Annotated in this window: 15 protein-coding genes; 10 read left to right on the top strand and 5 right to left on the bottom strand. The window is 45.3% G+C overall.

The genetic code is table 11. The annotated features are described in order from the left end of the window. Positions 1-283: 283 nt before the first annotated feature. Entirely contained in the window at positions 284-586 is a 303-nt protein-coding gene (locus BOQ04_RS07700; RefSeq protein WP_076024172.1) for a YciI family protein, read from the top strand. Between the two features lie 70 nt (positions 587-656). On the opposite strand, the gene BOQ04_RS07695 is transcribed toward BOQ04_RS07700, so the two are convergent. After that, on the bottom strand, positions 657-1,241 hold the full coding sequence (locus tag BOQ04_RS07695) for a 3-keto-disaccharide hydrolase (RefSeq protein ID WP_076024171.1): 585 nt from the start codon (positions 1,239-1,241) through the stop codon (positions 657-659). Positions 1,242-1,404: 163 nt separating this feature from the next. Here BOQ04_RS07695 and BOQ04_RS07690 point away from each other — a divergent pair, with 163 nt between their 5' ends. From BOQ04_RS07690 to BOQ04_RS07665, 6 genes are all read left to right on the top strand, one after another. Continuing rightward, positions 1,405-1,629, top strand: a complete 225-nt coding sequence (locus BOQ04_RS07690) for a hypothetical protein (protein WP_076024170.1) — start codon at positions 1,405-1,407, stop codon at positions 1,627-1,629. A 197-nt stretch (positions 1,630-1,826) separates the two neighbouring features. Then, on the top strand, positions 1,827-3,629 hold the full coding sequence (locus BOQ04_RS07685; RefSeq protein WP_076024169.1) for an NAD(P)H-dependent oxidoreductase subunit E: 1,803 nt from the start codon (positions 1,827-1,829) through the stop codon (positions 3,627-3,629). Positions 3,630-3,670: 41 nt separating this feature from the next. Further along, the gene (gene fdhF, locus BOQ04_RS07680; protein ID WP_076024168.1) at positions 3,671-6,565 is read left to right on the top strand and encodes a formate dehydrogenase subunit alpha; all 2,895 of its coding nucleotides are present in this window, start codon (positions 3,671-3,673) and stop codon (positions 6,563-6,565) included. Positions 6,566-6,674: 109 nt separating this feature from the next. Next, positions 6,675-6,983: a TA system antitoxin ParD family protein gene (locus BOQ04_RS07675; RefSeq protein WP_076024167.1), complete on the top strand. Its 309-nt coding sequence runs from the start codon at positions 6,675-6,677 to the stop codon at positions 6,981-6,983. A 121-nt stretch (positions 6,984-7,104) separates the two neighbouring features. After that, the gene (nadB, locus tag BOQ04_RS07670; RefSeq protein WP_076024166.1) at positions 7,105-8,763 is read left to right on the top strand and encodes an L-aspartate oxidase; all 1,659 of its coding nucleotides are present in this window, start codon (positions 7,105-7,107) and stop codon (positions 8,761-8,763) included. Positions 8,764-8,826: 63 nt separating this feature from the next. Beyond that, positions 8,827-10,206: a TAXI family TRAP transporter solute-binding subunit gene (locus tag BOQ04_RS07665; protein ID WP_076024165.1), complete on the top strand. Its 1,380-nt coding sequence runs from the start codon at positions 8,827-8,829 to the stop codon at positions 10,204-10,206. Positions 10,207-10,240: 34 nt separating this feature from the next. On the opposite strand, the gene BOQ04_RS07660 is transcribed toward BOQ04_RS07665, so the two are convergent. Next, positions 10,241-10,435, bottom strand: coding sequence for a helix-turn-helix domain-containing transcriptional regulator (locus BOQ04_RS07660; protein ID WP_076024164.1), 195 nt, complete (start codon positions 10,433-10,435; stop codon positions 10,241-10,243). 171 nt (positions 10,436-10,606) lie between these two features. On the opposite strand from BOQ04_RS07660, the gene BOQ04_RS07655 reads away from it, so the two are divergent. Together BOQ04_RS07655 and BOQ04_RS07650 are read left to right on the top strand one after the other, a co-directional pair. Next, on the top strand, positions 10,607-10,984 hold the full coding sequence (locus tag BOQ04_RS07655; protein ID WP_072583586.1) for a type II toxin-antitoxin system RelE/ParE family toxin: 378 nt from the start codon (positions 10,607-10,609) through the stop codon (positions 10,982-10,984). Further along, the gene (locus tag BOQ04_RS07650) at positions 10,977-11,315 is read left to right on the top strand and encodes a helix-turn-helix domain-containing protein (RefSeq protein WP_076024163.1); all 339 of its coding nucleotides are present in this window, start codon (positions 10,977-10,979) and stop codon (positions 11,313-11,315) included. Before BOQ04_RS07655 ends, BOQ04_RS07650 begins: the two co-directional genes overlap by 8 nt. Before the next feature lie 8 nt (positions 11,316-11,323). Here BOQ04_RS07650 and nadC read toward each other — a convergent pair whose 3' ends face one another. Both nadC and nadA read right to left on the bottom strand, forming a co-directional pair. Further along, on the bottom strand, positions 11,324-12,178 hold the full coding sequence (gene nadC, locus BOQ04_RS07645) for a carboxylating nicotinate-nucleotide diphosphorylase (protein WP_076024162.1): 855 nt from the start codon (positions 12,176-12,178) through the stop codon (positions 11,324-11,326). A 2-nt stretch (positions 12,179-12,180) separates the two neighbouring features. Continuing rightward, positions 12,181-13,296, bottom strand: coding sequence for a quinolinate synthase NadA (gene nadA / locus BOQ04_RS07640; RefSeq protein ID WP_076024161.1), 1,116 nt, complete (start codon positions 13,294-13,296; stop codon positions 12,181-12,183). Positions 13,297-13,659: 363 nt separating this feature from the next. On the opposite strand from nadA, the gene BOQ04_RS10725 reads away from it, so the two are divergent. Then, entirely contained in the window at positions 13,660-13,824 is a 165-nt protein-coding gene (locus BOQ04_RS10725) for a hypothetical protein (RefSeq protein WP_158025486.1), read from the top strand. A gap of 38 nt (positions 13,825-13,862) precedes the next feature. On the opposite strand, the gene BOQ04_RS07630 is transcribed toward BOQ04_RS10725, so the two are convergent. After that, positions 13,863-14,120 carry a type II toxin-antitoxin system CcdA family antitoxin gene (locus BOQ04_RS07630; RefSeq protein ID WP_076024159.1) on the bottom strand — a complete coding sequence of 86 codons (258 nt, stop codon included), beginning with the start codon at positions 14,118-14,120 and terminating at the stop codon, positions 13,863-13,865. Positions 14,121-14,186 lie beyond the last annotated feature (66 nt).

Raw genomic sequence — 14,186 nt, 5'->3', positions numbered from 1 at the left:
GCCTTTTTTGCTTGTAGCCCATCTTTTAAATTTGGATCAAATTGAAGTATCACACTTAATAGCAAGTGGCCAGGTCTACAATTTGGATGATCCTGCCCGGTTTTCTGGACGTTACTTTTTAATTTCAGGAGGTATTGATGGAAACAATGGACAGTCTAAACTTAGAAATCAGAATGATGTTTGGGTGCATTTAGGGGGCTAGTCCAATGGGCCGGTGATCCTCTCTCCTGAAGGTGCAGATCTTGAGTTTTCGAAGTAAATTTATTTACAAAAAGGTATAGAAATGATTTATGTAATTTTATTGATGGATCGTCCAGGTACTGCTGACTTACGTGTACAAGTGCGCCCAGAGCATCGGGCCTATCTTGCCCAGTTGGCCGATCGTATGGCATTTGCAGGACCATTGACCTCTGAAGATGGTCAGACAACCGTGGGTAGCTTATTGGCAATTGATTTTCCCAGTCGCGCAGCTGTAGATGCTTGGTTAAAAGATGAGCCATTTACTAAAGCGGGCGTCTACGAGGCACCGGTTGTGCATGTCTTCAATAATATGTGGCCACAAAAAGTCGGTTTTCCACCAACCTAATTGGGTTTGTTTAACAGAACATCAAAATAGCCACCTCGGGGTGGCTATTTTGTTAATTGCGAAGCTAAATTTAAATGGGCTTAATTTGCAACTTCCTGAATTTGATAATCCCACCAGCAGATTGAAGTGCAATTCTGCCTTGTGAGAAGCGCTCATCTTGCCCATCCGCTACAGTAACCACGCCATTGAGTATGACCTTAAAATGCGATCCATTGGCAACGATTTCCATCACGTTCCAATGACCACCCGCATGCGGTACAGGGTTAACCTTGGCAATATCAACGATCGCACCTGTGGCATATTCTTGGCCTGGGCGCGTATCCCAAATATTGACTTCATAAGCATTCTTAGTGGCGATGATCTGGCTTGGATCCTGGCAGCGAATAAAAATGCCGCTATTGGTAGTGGGCTCGACCCAGAATTCAGCGCGAATAATGAAGTTTTTATAAGATTTCGTGCTGACCAAAAACCCAGTTCCTTTATCGCTCATAACCTGCCCATCGGAAATAATCCAATTTGCGTTGCCTACGAAGTTCCAGTTACTGAGATTGACTCCATCAATTAATTCAATAAAGCCATCTTGACTTTGGGCTTGGCAAGTGGCGATACCAAAGCATAAGGCGAGGGCAGCTAGGCTGCGGGTAAGTAATTTCATAAGGGTCTCCTGAGGGTTATTGGTATTTTTCTAGTCTTGATTGTTGCTGATTTCTGGCTAAATAGACAAGCTCACGCTTTCCCTTAAGTAAGGTCAAGACTAAAAATCATCAAAAAGACGGAAACTAGGCATTTCCGAGTGTGGAATCTAGTAGACTTGAGTTATGAATTCATCAAAATTACACCCAATTTTTGTATTTTCCCTGTTTGCAGTGATTAGTTTGACCGCATGCGGCTCGATTCAATCGGCAGCCGAAGACGATTGCAAGAATGTGGGCTGGCAAGCTGGCACTAAAGGCTACAACGATTGCGTCAAGGCTCGTATTTATGAACGCAAGCTAGATTACTCACTTCCGCCAGGCGATCAGCCATCACCCTCATTGCTTTAGGGTTAACCCGAGCCGTAATCACTTGAGCGCCGTCAAGGACTTAGGTCTAGAATTAGCCCAAAATCACCTTTTAGTTGCTTATCAATCTTCTAGTTTTTTGTAAAAAAATTAGAGGTATTTGACTTACCGATCACCGTAGTGATTTGAAAATTACATTACAAGCATTCAATTGCGCCAAAAATTAGAGATATAAGACCATGAATCATCCAAAGCCCTCCGGAGAAATAAAGGCGGTTGCCCTTGCTACAGCGGATGACTTAAGAGAGACCATTCGTCGCAAGAGTAAGTTAAAAGGTCGTCAGGCCGATGACATCTCCTTGGCAGAGGTACGTTTACTAATTGGTGAGGCTCCTCACCGCCGTGATTTATTAATTGAGTACCTGCATCTGTTAAATGACGAATATCGCGCATTGCACGATCGTCATTTGGTGGCGCTAGCTAAAGAGATGAATATTCCGATGGCTGAGGTGTATGAGGTTGCTACTTTCTATCATCACTTTGAGGTGGTGCGTGGCAATGATCCGGTTGCTGATATTCTGATTCGTGTATGCGACGGTATTGCTTGTGAGTTAGCGGGCGCGCAAAATCTCTTGGCTAAATTGCCAGCTATCCTTGGCAACACTAATATCAAAGTCGCAGCAGCCCCATGTGTAGGCCGTTGTGAGCAGGCTCCTGTGGCCGTAGTGCATCAGTATCCAGTCCTGTTTGCTACATTAGATAAGGTGTCGGCTGCGGTTAAAAATAATTTAACCACTCAGCCTATGGCTAAGGATGATGCCGTCTTTGATCCTGTGGCTTTAGCAGAGCAGGGCGTTTCCCCTCAGGGAGAAATGCAAGCGGTATCACCAAACTATGTGGGCTACGAGTCTTATCGCAAACAAGGTGGCTACGCTTTAGCGAAAGAAATCTTTGAGGGCAAGCAAGATGCCGAGAGCATCATCAAAGCAATGGAAAGCTCGGGCCTCCGTGGTTTAGGTGGAGCTGGTTTTCCAGCAGGTCGTAAATGGCGCATCGTAAAAGATCAAGTTGCTCCAAAGTTGATGGCAGTAAACATTGACGAAGGCGAGCCTGGCACATTTAAAGATCGTACCTATTTAGAGCGCGATCCACATCGCTTCTTAGAAGGTCTCCTGATTGCTGCCAGCGTAGTTGGCATTGATGCTTGCTATATCTATTTGCGTGACGAATACCACGGTTGCCGTGAGTTACTAGAAGCAGAGTTGGCAAAGCTTAAAGCCAATCCGCCATTTAAATTACCGAATATTGAATTACGTCGTGGCGCTGGCGCCTACATCTGCGGAGAAGAATCCGCCATGATTGAAAGTATCGAAGGTAAACGTGGTGAGCCACGGATGCGTCCTCCATATATTGCCCAAGTGGGTTTGTTTGGACGTCCAACTTTAGAGCATAACTTTGAGACCTTGTATTGGGTGCGAGATATTGTTCAGCGCGGACCAGAATGGTTCAGTTCATTCGGTCGTCATGATCGCAAGGGCTTGCGAAGCTTTAGCGTGAGCGGGCGCGTGAACAAACCTGGTGTGAAGTTAGCCCCAGCAGGCATCACGATTCAAGAATTGATTGATGAGTACTGTGGTGGCATGCAAGATGGCCACAAGTTCTACGGCTATTTGCCTGGTGGCGCATCGGGCGGTATTTTGCCGGCGACCATGAATGACATCCCGCTCGACTTTGATACTTTGCAACCTTATGGATGCTTTATTGGTTCTGCTGCAGTCATGGTGTTTAGCGACAAAGACAAAGCGCGCGATATGGCATTGAACGTGATGCATTTCTTTGAACATGAGAGCTGCGGTCAATGTACACCTTGCCGTGTTGGCACAGGTAAAGCAGCCAAGTTGATGCAAGCCAAGTCATGGGATCAAGAAACCTTAGAGGACTTAGCCACCGTGATGGTTGATGCTTCTATTTGTGGTCTTGGCCAAGCGGCACCAAACCCTATTCGTTGTATTCATAAATATTTCCCTGAAGAAGTTGCATAAGGAAGTCACTTAAATAATATTCAGGGAATAACGAGACAAACATGAACGCACCCACAAATCCAAAAGAACTCGAATTACAAACCGTTGAGTTCAAGCTAGACGGCAAGACGATCGTTTCGTATGAAGGCGAAACGATTCTCAAGGCTGCCAAACGACACGGTATTGATATTCCACATCTATGCTTTAAAGATGGTTACCGTCCTGACGGTAACTGCCGTGCATGCGTAGTGGAAATTAATGGCGAGCGTACATTAGCGCCAAGCTGCTGTAGAAGTGCTACTCCAGGAATGGAAGTGAAGGCTAATAGCGAGCGTGCTGTTAAGAGCCAGAAGCTGGTTCTGGAGATGTTGCTCTCCGATATGCCTGATGAAGGCTTTAAGTGGGTTGGCGATAGCAAAGAAGAAGAGCAACAGAACCAGCATGGTGAGCTGAGTACTTGGGCTGCCCGCATGGATGTGACTGTTCGTCCGGAACTCAAAGCATTGCGTCGCGAAAAAGTTAGTAGTGATATTTCCCATCCAGCGATGGCTGTGAATTTGGATGCATGTATTCAATGCAATCGTTGCGTGCGCGCTTGTCGTGAAGAGCAAGTTAATGATGTGATCGGTTACGCCATGCGTGGCGGTCATAGTGAGATCGTATTCGATTTAAATGATCCAATGGGTGACAGTACTTGCGTTGCCTGTGGCGAATGTGTACAGGCTTGCCCAACTGGTGCATTGATGCCTAAAGGTTTGATTGGTTCACAGACAGTGGATCGTAAAGTCGATTCTGTTTGCCCGTTCTGTGGCGTAGGTTGTCAAATCACTTATAACGTTAAGGATGAAAAGATCGTCAGCGTTGAAGGTCGTGATGGCCCGGCTAATCACAATCGTCTCTGCGTTAAGGGTCGTTTTGGTATGGACTACATCCATAACCCACAACGCCTTACTAAACCATTAATTCGTAATGCAGGCGTTCCTAAGGATGAGTCCATCCTGGAGGGTAAGCAAGACTGGTCGGATATCTTCCGTGAAGCGACTTGGGAAGAGGCTTTAGAAGTCGCCGGTGGCGGCTTGAAGAAACTCAAAGATCAATACGGCAATAAAGTATTGGCTGGCTTTGGCTCTGCAAAGGGCAGTAACGAAGAAGCTTACTTATTCCAGAAACTGGTTCGTACTGGTTTTGGTAGCAATAACGTAGACCATTGCACACGCCTTTGCCATGCTTCGTCTGTAGCAGCGCTTCTTGAGGGTGTTGGTTCTGGTGCGGTAAGCAACCAAGTGAATGACGTTGAGCACTCAAGCATGATTTTCTTGATTGGATCCAATCCAACTGCAAACCACCCGGTTGCTGCTACCTGGTTTAAGAATGCCGCTAAACGTGGTGCCAAAATTGTCTTGTGTGATCCACGTGCGACTGAAATCAGTAAGCATGCATGGCGCACGATGCAATTTAAGCCAGACACTGATGTGGCGATGCTCAATGCCATGATCTATACGATTATTGAAGAAGGCTTGGTTGATAAAGACTTTATTCAAAATCGCTCGAATAACTTTGAAGCCTTAAAAGAAAACATTAAGGGCTATAGCCCTGAAGCAATGGCGCCAATCTGCGGTATTCCAGCAGAAACCCTGCGTGAAGTAGCAAGGGAGTTTGCAACTACGAAATCAGCCATGATTTTGTGGGGCATGGGCGTAAGTCAACACGTGCATGGCACTGATAATGCGCGCTGCTTAATCGCTCTAGTCAGTATCACCGGTCAAATTGGTAAGCCTGGATCAGGCTTGCATCCATTGCGTGGTCAAAATAACGTACAGGGTGCCAGTGATGCTGGTTTGATTCCGATGATGTTCCCGAACTATCAGCGCGTTGATAATCCAGAAGCGCATGCTTGGTTTGAGAAGTTCTGGGATACGCCATTAGATAAAAAACCTGGATATACCGTGGTAGAGATCATGCATAAGATCACTGCCCCCGATTCCGATCCGGACAAGATTCGGGGCATGTTTGTCGAAGGTGAAAACCCGGCGATGAGTGATCCGGATTTAAATCATGCGCGTCATGCATTAGCGGCTCTTGAGCACTTAGTTGTACAAGATATCTTCATGACTGAGACAGCATTGCTTGCTGACGTAGTCTTGCCTGCAAGTGCTTGGCCTGAAAAGGTTGGTACGGCTAGCAATACTGACCGCATGGTTCAGATGGGCAAGAAAGCAATCAATCCTCCTGGTGATGCAAAACCTGACTTGTGGATTATTCAAGAGATTGCCAAGCGCATGGGTCTGAACTGGAATTACCAAGGTCCTGATGCTGGTGTTGCTGAGGTTTATGATGAAATGCGTCAAGCAATGCATGGTGCGATTAACGGCATTACTTGGGAGCGCTTGGAAAAAGAATCTAGCGTTACCTATCCATGCTTATCTGCCGAAGATCCAGGTCGCCCAATTGTCTTTAATGACAAGTTTGATACCAAAGATGGACGAGTGAAGTTAGTGCCGGCCGATATCATTCCTGCGAATGAACGTCCTGATACTGAATATCCATTTGTATTGATTACTGGTCGTCAGCTAGAGCATTGGCATACCGGCAGTATGACGCGCCGCGCCACTGTGCTGGATGCCATTGAGCCTATGGCTACTGTATCGATGAACGGTGAGGACATGACCCAGCTAGGCGTATCTGCTGGTGACGTCATTACCGTTCAGTCTCGTCGTGGTGAAGTCGGTATCCACGTAAGAAGAGACGACGGAACACCAAGAGGGGTGATCTTTATTCCGTTTGCCTACTATGAGGCTGCTGCTAACTTGATTACCAATTCAGCACTAGATCCATTTGGCAAGATTCCTGAATTTAAGTATTGCGCTGTGAAGCTCGCTAAAGGCGGTGAAGTGGCCAAGATCATGGGATATGGTACGAATGCTCCAGGCGGATCTAAGGAAATGTCTAACGTTTAATTAGGATTTGGCAATTCACAAAAAAGCTCCCAGATGGGAACTTTTTTGTTTAAAGACCTTGTTTTCAGCAGTACTGCTTTTGTAGTAAAAAGGCTTTACGGGGGAAATCATGAGTAGATCAGTCAAAATTAATGATGATTTATATGAGGCGGCAAAAGTTGAGGCTAGAAAAGAACGCCGAACTATTGCGGCTCAAATTGAATTTTGGGTAAAGTTAGGGCGGGGAGTGATTGATAATCCCGACTTACCTACATCCTTCATTGCTGACTCATTGGCATCACTTTCAGAGCCAAGGCCAGCAAAGCAGCCTCAATATAAGTTAGAAGAATTGCTGGCAAATTGGAATCCAGGGGAAAGGCGCTCGAAAGAGGATGATGCATGGCTGGAGATGAAGCCCATGGGTAAAGAGGTTTGGTAGCGTTTTAGGCATATTTGTACCTCGTTTTGCTTGATATCTTCGCAGTTTTTTTTGGTTGCTATGGACTCATTTAAAGTCGTGTGAGAACAAGATTCCTAATGCCCTTTAGAATGTTCCTTCTATGGCCAGTTCCAAACCCTCCCAAAACACCACTGCAAACGCTGAGCTTCCCGTCCTGATTATTGGGGCTGGATTAGCTGGGCTGACTGTCGCCTTACATATGGCCGAATCTCAGCCGGTCATTCTGATGGCGAAGCGGGGCTTAGGTGAGGCTGCTACAGCTTGGGCACAAGGCGGTATTGTTGGGGTTGTAGATAAAGAACATGACAGTATTGATTCTCATGTGGCCGATACCTTGGATGCAGGCGCTGGCCTCGTGGTTGAATCTACAGCACGTTATATCGCTGAAGAAAGCGCTGATGCAATTCGTTGGTTGGTGGATCAAGGCGTTCCATTCACAGAAGATAAATCCGGTCCAATGGGTTTGCACTTAACGCGTGAAGGCGGGCATAGTCATCGCCGTATTGCTCATGCCGCGGATGCTACTGGTAAAGCCATTCATGAAGTGCTGCTTGATAAAGCAAGAGCCCATAAAAATATTCAGATCTTGGAGCATTGGATTGCACTCGATCTCATCACCAATCGTCAGCTAGATGCCAAGACGCAACGCAGCAAACCCAATCGTTGTTATGGTGTGTATGCACTCGATATTAAAAATAATCGTGTAGAAACCATCGAAGCAAAGTCAGTGGTATTGGCTACAGGTGGCGTTGGTAAGGTTTACCGCTACACCAGCAATCCCGATACTGCAACCGGTGACGGTATTGCCATGGCTTGGCGTGCGGGTTGCCGAGTGGGCAATATGGAATTCATTCAGTTTCACCCAACTTGTTTGTATCACCCGAGCGATCGCACCTTCCTGATTACCGAAGCAATGCGCGGTGAGGGTGGTTTACTGAAGTTACCTGATGGCACGCGTTTTATGCCAGAGCATGATGACCGAAATGAATTAGCTCCACGTGACATTGTTGCTAGAGCCATCGACTTTGAAATGAAGAAGCACGGCTTGGACTATGTCCATCTAGATGCCACACATTTAGGCGAAGCATTTATCAAAGAGCATTTCCCGATGATCTATGCGCGTTGCATGAGTCTCGGTTTAGATATCACCAAGGAGCCTATTCCGGTGGTGCCTGCTGCGCATTACACCTGTGGTGGTGTAGTGACTGATCTCAAGGGGCGTACTGATTTGCCAGGACTCTATGCAGTCGGCGAAGCAACCTATACCGGCCTACATGGCGCTAATCGTTTGGCAAGCAACTCCTTATTGGAATGCGTCGTCATTGGTAAGGCTGCTGCAGAAGACATATCTAATCTCAAGACACCAGTAATGCCTGCTCTCCCTTTATGGGATGAGAGTCAGGTTGAGGATGCGGATGAGCAAGTGGTCATTGCCCACAATTGGGATGAGCTGCGTTCTTTGATGTGGAATTACGTAGGTATTGTGAGAACCAATCGCCGCCTTGAGCGAGCCCTACATCGCATTAAGTTGCTGCGTTATGAGGTGCAAGAGTATTACGCTAACTTTAAGGTCACACGTGATCTCATTGAGCTCAGAAACTTATTGGAATGTGCAGAGTTGATCGTACGTTCAGCGCTCATGCGTAGGGAAAGCCGTGGTCTTCATTACAGCCGTGACTACCCCGGCACTTGGGCTGTCTCTTACCCAACCATCCTGACTCCTCAAGCAGAGGGTGCTGAGACGGATTCCGCCTCCTAGGCCTTCAAAGCTATAAAACTTCGTTTTTTGGTGATAAGCTAACCCAACATCACGAGGAATGACATGGCCAGCTTTAAAGAGGAAGTCAGCGAACATATCTCTGCGGTTTATCAAACGGCAGCTGATGAGATCAAAAATTGGGTTAGTGCTTTAAGAGAGGTCTGGCCACTTGTTTTCTTATTAATTCTTGCTCTATTTATTCTAGTTTGGTTTGCAAAGCCTGCACCACCCAATAAAGTATTAATGGCAACTGGTACCGGCGGCTCCTACAAAGTATTGGGTGAAAAATATAGGAGCTATTTTGAGAAAAAAGGTATTGAACTTGAATTAGTAGAGACCCACGGCTCTAAAGAAAATCTTCAACATCTCATTGATCGAAAAGATCCAATCCAAGCAGCCCTTGTTCAGGGTGGAATGATTGCTGTAGACAATCTTTCTGGTGTGGAATCCCTCGGTAGTGTTGACTATGAACCAGTATGGATGTTCTATCGTAAGAATGCCTTTAACGAAAGTATTCACGTATCTGATAGAGATATTGCTAAGCTAAAAATCAATATCGGCCCGGTGGGGAGTGGAACACGTACGCAGGCTCTTGGAATATTTAAACTCAATGGCTTAAAAAGCGATGCCCCTAATTTACTTAGTCTTGGGAATGCTGAAGGTGTTAGTGCTTTGGAGCGTGGCGAAATTGATGCAGTGATTTTGGTAGATGGTTTTGATTCACCAAACGTGCAAAGACTCATTAAAAATCCAGGCATTAAGTTAGCTTCATTTACGCGTGCAGACGCCTATACCCGTTTATTGCCGTATTTCGAGGAGGTATCAGTGCCTATGGGCGGCTTTGATCTCGGGAAAAATATCCCGGATCATCCAATTGAGCTGATTTCGACTACGACCAATCTCTTAATTGATAACCGCCTGCACCCAGCAATTCAGGTCCTATTTCTAGAGGCTGCGCGAGAAATCAACGGTAACAAATCCTATTTTGCTAAAACCGGGGAATTCCCTGCTTACATGAACACTGAGGCCCCTTTAAGTGAGGAGGCTAAATTTTTCTATGAAAAGGGTACCCCTACCTTAATGAAGTATTTGCCATTTTGGCTCGCCGAGTTCTTGGAGCGCATGTTCTTCCTTCTGCTTCCCTTTGCTGCTTTTGCTTATCCGATTATTAAGTCAATTCCAACATATAGAACCAACCTGGCTAAGAAGCAAATTAACTCCATTTATAAAGAGTTGGATAAATTTGAGCAGAACACAATTCAAACCTTTGACCCTAATCGTCGCAGTGAATATATTGAGGTACTCAATGAGATGGAGCGCAGAATACTTAGATCAAAAGCAGCAAAGCTAGCCACTGCTGAATGCTATAGCCTGCGAAGCAATATTGAATTTATTCGTAATGCCCTGGAGAAGCAGATCATTTACAAGGGTAGGGAAGGGTAATTTAGTGCGCTTGCTCGTAAGCGTAGTTAATGTATTAAATCCCAGGACGCCCTGGCCCATTGGGTTCCAGGGTTGCGTCTTGGGCTCTAGCTATATCGTCCAATGCTCTTGCTATAAATTCAACATCTCCATTTGATTCCTCAATGCATGCTTGAAGATAGAGGGCCATCTCCTGGGGTGTGCGCAAATGTTCTGCCACATCATAGGGGCTTGTAGTTTTGTTTTTCATCTTCCCTCTTGCGTTGTAGATACCAGGCTTCTCACATGACGCTCATAGCTTGTGTGATTTAACTCTATAGATTTGCACGGAATTCTTCTATAAAAGCCGGCTACTTGCAACCCTAATTCATTGTCGGATACAATTTTATAGCACTGAGTGCTATACATTAAAATATCGACTATGAAAATAGTCTTAAAAACAAAAACATTCGATCGTTGGGCAAGAAAAATTATTGGAGCTATAGAACTTTGTAATGCTGCTAGAGAGATTGAGCGAGGAGTTTATGAGGCTGACTTAGGTGGTGGGGTATGTAAAAAGAGAATCCCACTTCCAGGTCAGGGCAAAAGTGGGGGCATTCGCACTATTGTTGCCAAGAAAAATAAGGAAGCAATTATTTTTATCGTTGGCAGGGAAAAGAGTTATCCCGGCTCTGACTTTAGTAATGTGGAGCAAGAGGCGGCAACGATTATTGCTAAGTCATTCGAAAAGGCAGATAGAAATAGATTGCGGGTACTAGTTAGGGCTGGGATATTGAAGGAGCTAAATTGCAATGAGTAAAAAATTAAAATCTGAAGATAGAAGGGTGCTTGACGAGTTATTGGAAATGGCGCAGGCATTGGAGGAGCACGGTCTTTTAACTAAGCATGATTATGCAAAAATGAAGACCCTTTGCTTAGAAAAGCCACCTTTATTTACACCTAAAAAAGTGACGGATATACGCATTCATCAAGCAAGAATGAGTCAATCCATTTTTGCCTCACTACTAAATGTAAGCGTCTCTACAGTTCAAAAATGGGAGTCGACAGGTTCTGGAAAACACCCTAGTGGTGCCGCTGCCAAGCTACTTCAGCTAATTGAAACTAAGGGTATTCAAGTGCTATTGGTATAGCCAAATTGCTACAAAATGCGCATTGAGAAATCAACCGCATGTACATCCTTGGTGAGTTTTCCAAGAGAGATGCGGTCAACACCAGTGCCTGCAATAGCGCGCATTTGATCTAAATTAATGCCGCCAGAGGCTTCCAGCAAAGCACGTCCAGCAGTAATAGCAACAGCTTGCTTCATTTGATCGGTATTGAAGTTATCGATCAAGATACTTTTAGCGCCAGCAGCTAAAGCCTCTTCAAGTTCAGCAAAGTTTTCTACTTCAATCTGAATATCCACTCCAGCATTCAGTGCTTGAGCATTCTTTAGGGCTGCCGTAACACTGCCAGCAGCAGCAATATGATTCTCTTTAATCAAAATGCCGTGCCACAGTGCTAAACGTTGATTTTTCCCGCCACCAACGAGCACTGCATACTTCTGAGCCTGACGTAATCCAGGAATAGTCTTGCGTGTATCTAGTACAGCACAACCTTTAGGATTCGGGCTAGCGCCTGCAATTGCATCCACGTGTTGTCGTGTAATGCTTGCTGTCCAAGAAAGTGTTTGTAAGAAATTAATACAAGTACGTTCAGCAGAGAGTAGGGCTTGTGAGTCAGCCTCAATATCGCAAACCTTGGTATCAGGCTTCATCATGTCGCCCTCTAGGTAATGCCAGGTAACTTTCGCATTGGGATCGAGCCTCTTGAGTGTTCCCTCAAACCAGTCAACCCCACATAGAACGGCCTCTTGACGAACGATTAACAGCGCATGAACAGGTTTACTAGGAACGAGTTTGGCTGTCCAATCACCAGTGCCAATATCTTCCATCAGTGCATCATGAATATTGCGTTGGCGAGCTTGCTCTAAGGTTTCGTTATATTCAAACATAATTAAGCTGCACCAATATTCTTTACAAAGCCATGTTGCGCTTTTGCTAAGAGGTCAGGGTGGTTTTTAGTGAAGTCGAGCATGCGCTCTATACAGCCCAATGCTTGAACGCGAATAGGTTCTTCGATGAAGATTTCACCAGAAGCGTTTTCTAGGCAATTCAAAATTCCTTGTAAGCCATTCATGGCCATCCAAGGGCAGTGTGCACAACTCTTGCACGTTGCACTATTGCCAGCAGTTGGCGCTTCAATCAGCTTCTTATTGGGGGCTAGTTGACGCATGCGATGCAAGATGCCGTTATCGGTAGCAACAATGTACTCAGTAGCGGTGCCTTCAACCACAGCTTTAATCATGGCGGAGGTAGAGCCCACAACGTCTGCAAGGTCAACTACTGCTTGCGGAGATTCAGGGTGCACCAAAATCATGGCGTTAGGATGAGCCGCTTTAAGCATCTCTAATTCAACCGCTTTAAATTCATCATGAACAATGCAAGCACCATTCCATAGCAACATATCGGCGCCAGTTTGTTCTTGGATATAGCGACCCAAATGCCGATCGGGTGCCCAGAGAATTTTCTTGCCCTCAATTTTGAGTTGATGCACGATCGCTAATGCACATGAACTGGTCACCATCCAATCTGCTTGCGCTTTGACTGCGGCACTAGTGTTGGCATACACAACGACAACGCGATCAGGATTCGCAGCTCTAAAGGCAGCAAAGTCAGAAGCATCACAACCTAAGTCTAATGAACAAGTAGCATCGAGATCAGGCATGAACACGCGTTTTTCTGGGCTGAGAATCTTTGCAGACTCACCCATGAAGCGCACGCCAGCAACAATCAAATTCTTAGCGGAATGATTTTTACCAAAACGCGCCATCTCTAATGAATCAGCAACGTACCCACCAGTCTCCATCGCCAAATCCTGAATGTCACCATCTACGTAGTAGTGAGCAACAAGGGCAGCGTCTTTCTCAACCAGCAATTTCTTGATGCGAGCAATAACAGCAGCCTTTTCGGAACCATGAAGCTGAGGAGGGGTTTTTGCCCAAGCTTGGGCGGTACAGGTGGCGCCAGCAGCATTTTGCTGTGGGTAATCAAAGGAGATAGGTGAGCTCATAAGCAATTTTAGCTTGCATAAAGAATTGGCAAATATCCTTAAATTGGTGCATTTTAGGGCTGATTTACCCTTAGAAGGCAAGCTTCAAACTGAGCCTGCAATGTCATCAATAAGGTGGTGCAATATCTCAAAAACTACCCTTTTTTTGATATTTTTTTCTGCCCAATTATTAAGCAACAATAAAAACTATATAAATCAATAGCTTAAAGATTTTTAGAGGGGCTATTTCTGAAGCTAAATAGCCATTAAAAGTATCATAAATAGCGCCTATACAGTAAAATCACGCGTATTTATGTACGCGCGCGATCTATAAAGCAAGTATTCCTTGCAGGCACCCTGGGACTCATCCTTGCGGGCATTCTTTTGGCTAGCCCAATGGCTAATGCCCAAACTTCAGCCGGCCAACTATTGCAGCAAAACCGTGAACTCGAACCTTCAGCACCACTCCTTCCAGATGCAACACGCAATGTTGCCCCGTTAGAGGTGAAGCCAAGTGCTCCACCTCCAGGGCAAATGACTTTTGACTAAAGGGCTAAAACCTTCGAAAAGCCGATTAATAGCAGCTATTAGAATGATCTCCACTTATCGAGAGGTAAGCATTCTTCTTCAGTAATTCGATTGTATTCACTGATAAATTTTGCATTCTCTAATTTCCAGAGGCGCTCTTTCTCCTGTTTAACAAGCGACTCCAAAAAAGCATCACATGCTTTAGAAATATTGATGCCTCGTTTTTTACCCTCTGCAAGCACAATCACATTTAAAGATAGGCTTGTTGCCTTGTTGTTGGCCTTGTGCCGACCTTTCCTTGAGTCATTGTTAAACATGACTAAATCATACGCATAATTTACTCGCAATCAATAGGCGCATAAATTATGTTGGCATTACATTAG

The sequence above is a fragment of the Polynucleobacter sphagniphilus genome (genome assembly GCF_001953355.1).
Lineage (GTDB): Bacteria > Pseudomonadota > Gammaproteobacteria > Burkholderiales > Burkholderiaceae > Polynucleobacter > Polynucleobacter sphagniphilus.
The sequence above is the reverse complement of the archived record's forward strand: the minus strand, read 5'-3'. Positions and strand labels throughout refer to the sequence as shown.

Excerpts from the sequence above, each read along its gene's own strand:
- BOQ04_RS07665 (WP_076024165.1), top strand. The coding sequence starts at position 8,827 with ATGGCCAGCTTTAAAGAGGAAGTCAGCGAACATATCTCTGCGGTTTAT.
- BOQ04_RS07690 (WP_076024170.1), top strand. The coding sequence starts at position 1,405 with ATGAATTCATCAAAATTACACCCAATTTTTGTATTTTCCCTGTTTGCA.
- nadB (WP_076024166.1), top strand. The coding sequence starts at position 7,105 with ATGGCCAGTTCCAAACCCTCCCAAAACACCACTGCAAACGCTGAGCTT.
- nadA (WP_076024161.1), bottom strand. The coding sequence starts at position 13,296 with ATGAGCTCACCTATCTCCTTTGATTACCCACAGCAAAATGCTGCTGGC.
- BOQ04_RS07655 (WP_072583586.1), top strand. The coding sequence starts at position 10,607 with ATGAAAATAGTCTTAAAAACAAAAACATTCGATCGTTGGGCAAGAAAA.
- BOQ04_RS07675 (WP_076024167.1), top strand. The coding sequence starts at position 6,675 with ATGAGTAGATCAGTCAAAATTAATGATGATTTATATGAGGCGGCAAAA.
- fdhF (WP_076024168.1), top strand. The coding sequence starts at position 3,671 with ATGAACGCACCCACAAATCCAAAAGAACTCGAATTACAAACCGTTGAG.
- BOQ04_RS07660 (WP_076024164.1), bottom strand. The coding sequence starts at position 10,435 with ATGAAAAACAAAACTACAAGCCCCTATGATGTGGCAGAACATTTGCGC.
- BOQ04_RS07630 (WP_076024159.1), bottom strand. The coding sequence starts at position 14,120 with ATGTTTAACAATGACTCAAGGAAAGGTCGGCACAAGGCCAACAACAAG.
- BOQ04_RS07650 (WP_076024163.1), top strand. The coding sequence starts at position 10,977 with ATGAGTAAAAAATTAAAATCTGAAGATAGAAGGGTGCTTGACGAGTTA.
- BOQ04_RS07685 (WP_076024169.1), top strand. The coding sequence starts at position 1,827 with ATGAATCATCCAAAGCCCTCCGGAGAAATAAAGGCGGTTGCCCTTGCT.
- BOQ04_RS07700 (WP_076024172.1), top strand. The coding sequence starts at position 284 with ATGATTTATGTAATTTTATTGATGGATCGTCCAGGTACTGCTGACTTA.
- BOQ04_RS07695 (WP_076024171.1), bottom strand. The coding sequence starts at position 1,241 with ATGAAATTACTTACCCGCAGCCTAGCTGCCCTCGCCTTATGCTTTGGT.
- nadC (WP_076024162.1), bottom strand. The coding sequence starts at position 12,178 with ATGTTTGAATATAACGAAACCTTAGAGCAAGCTCGCCAACGCAATATT.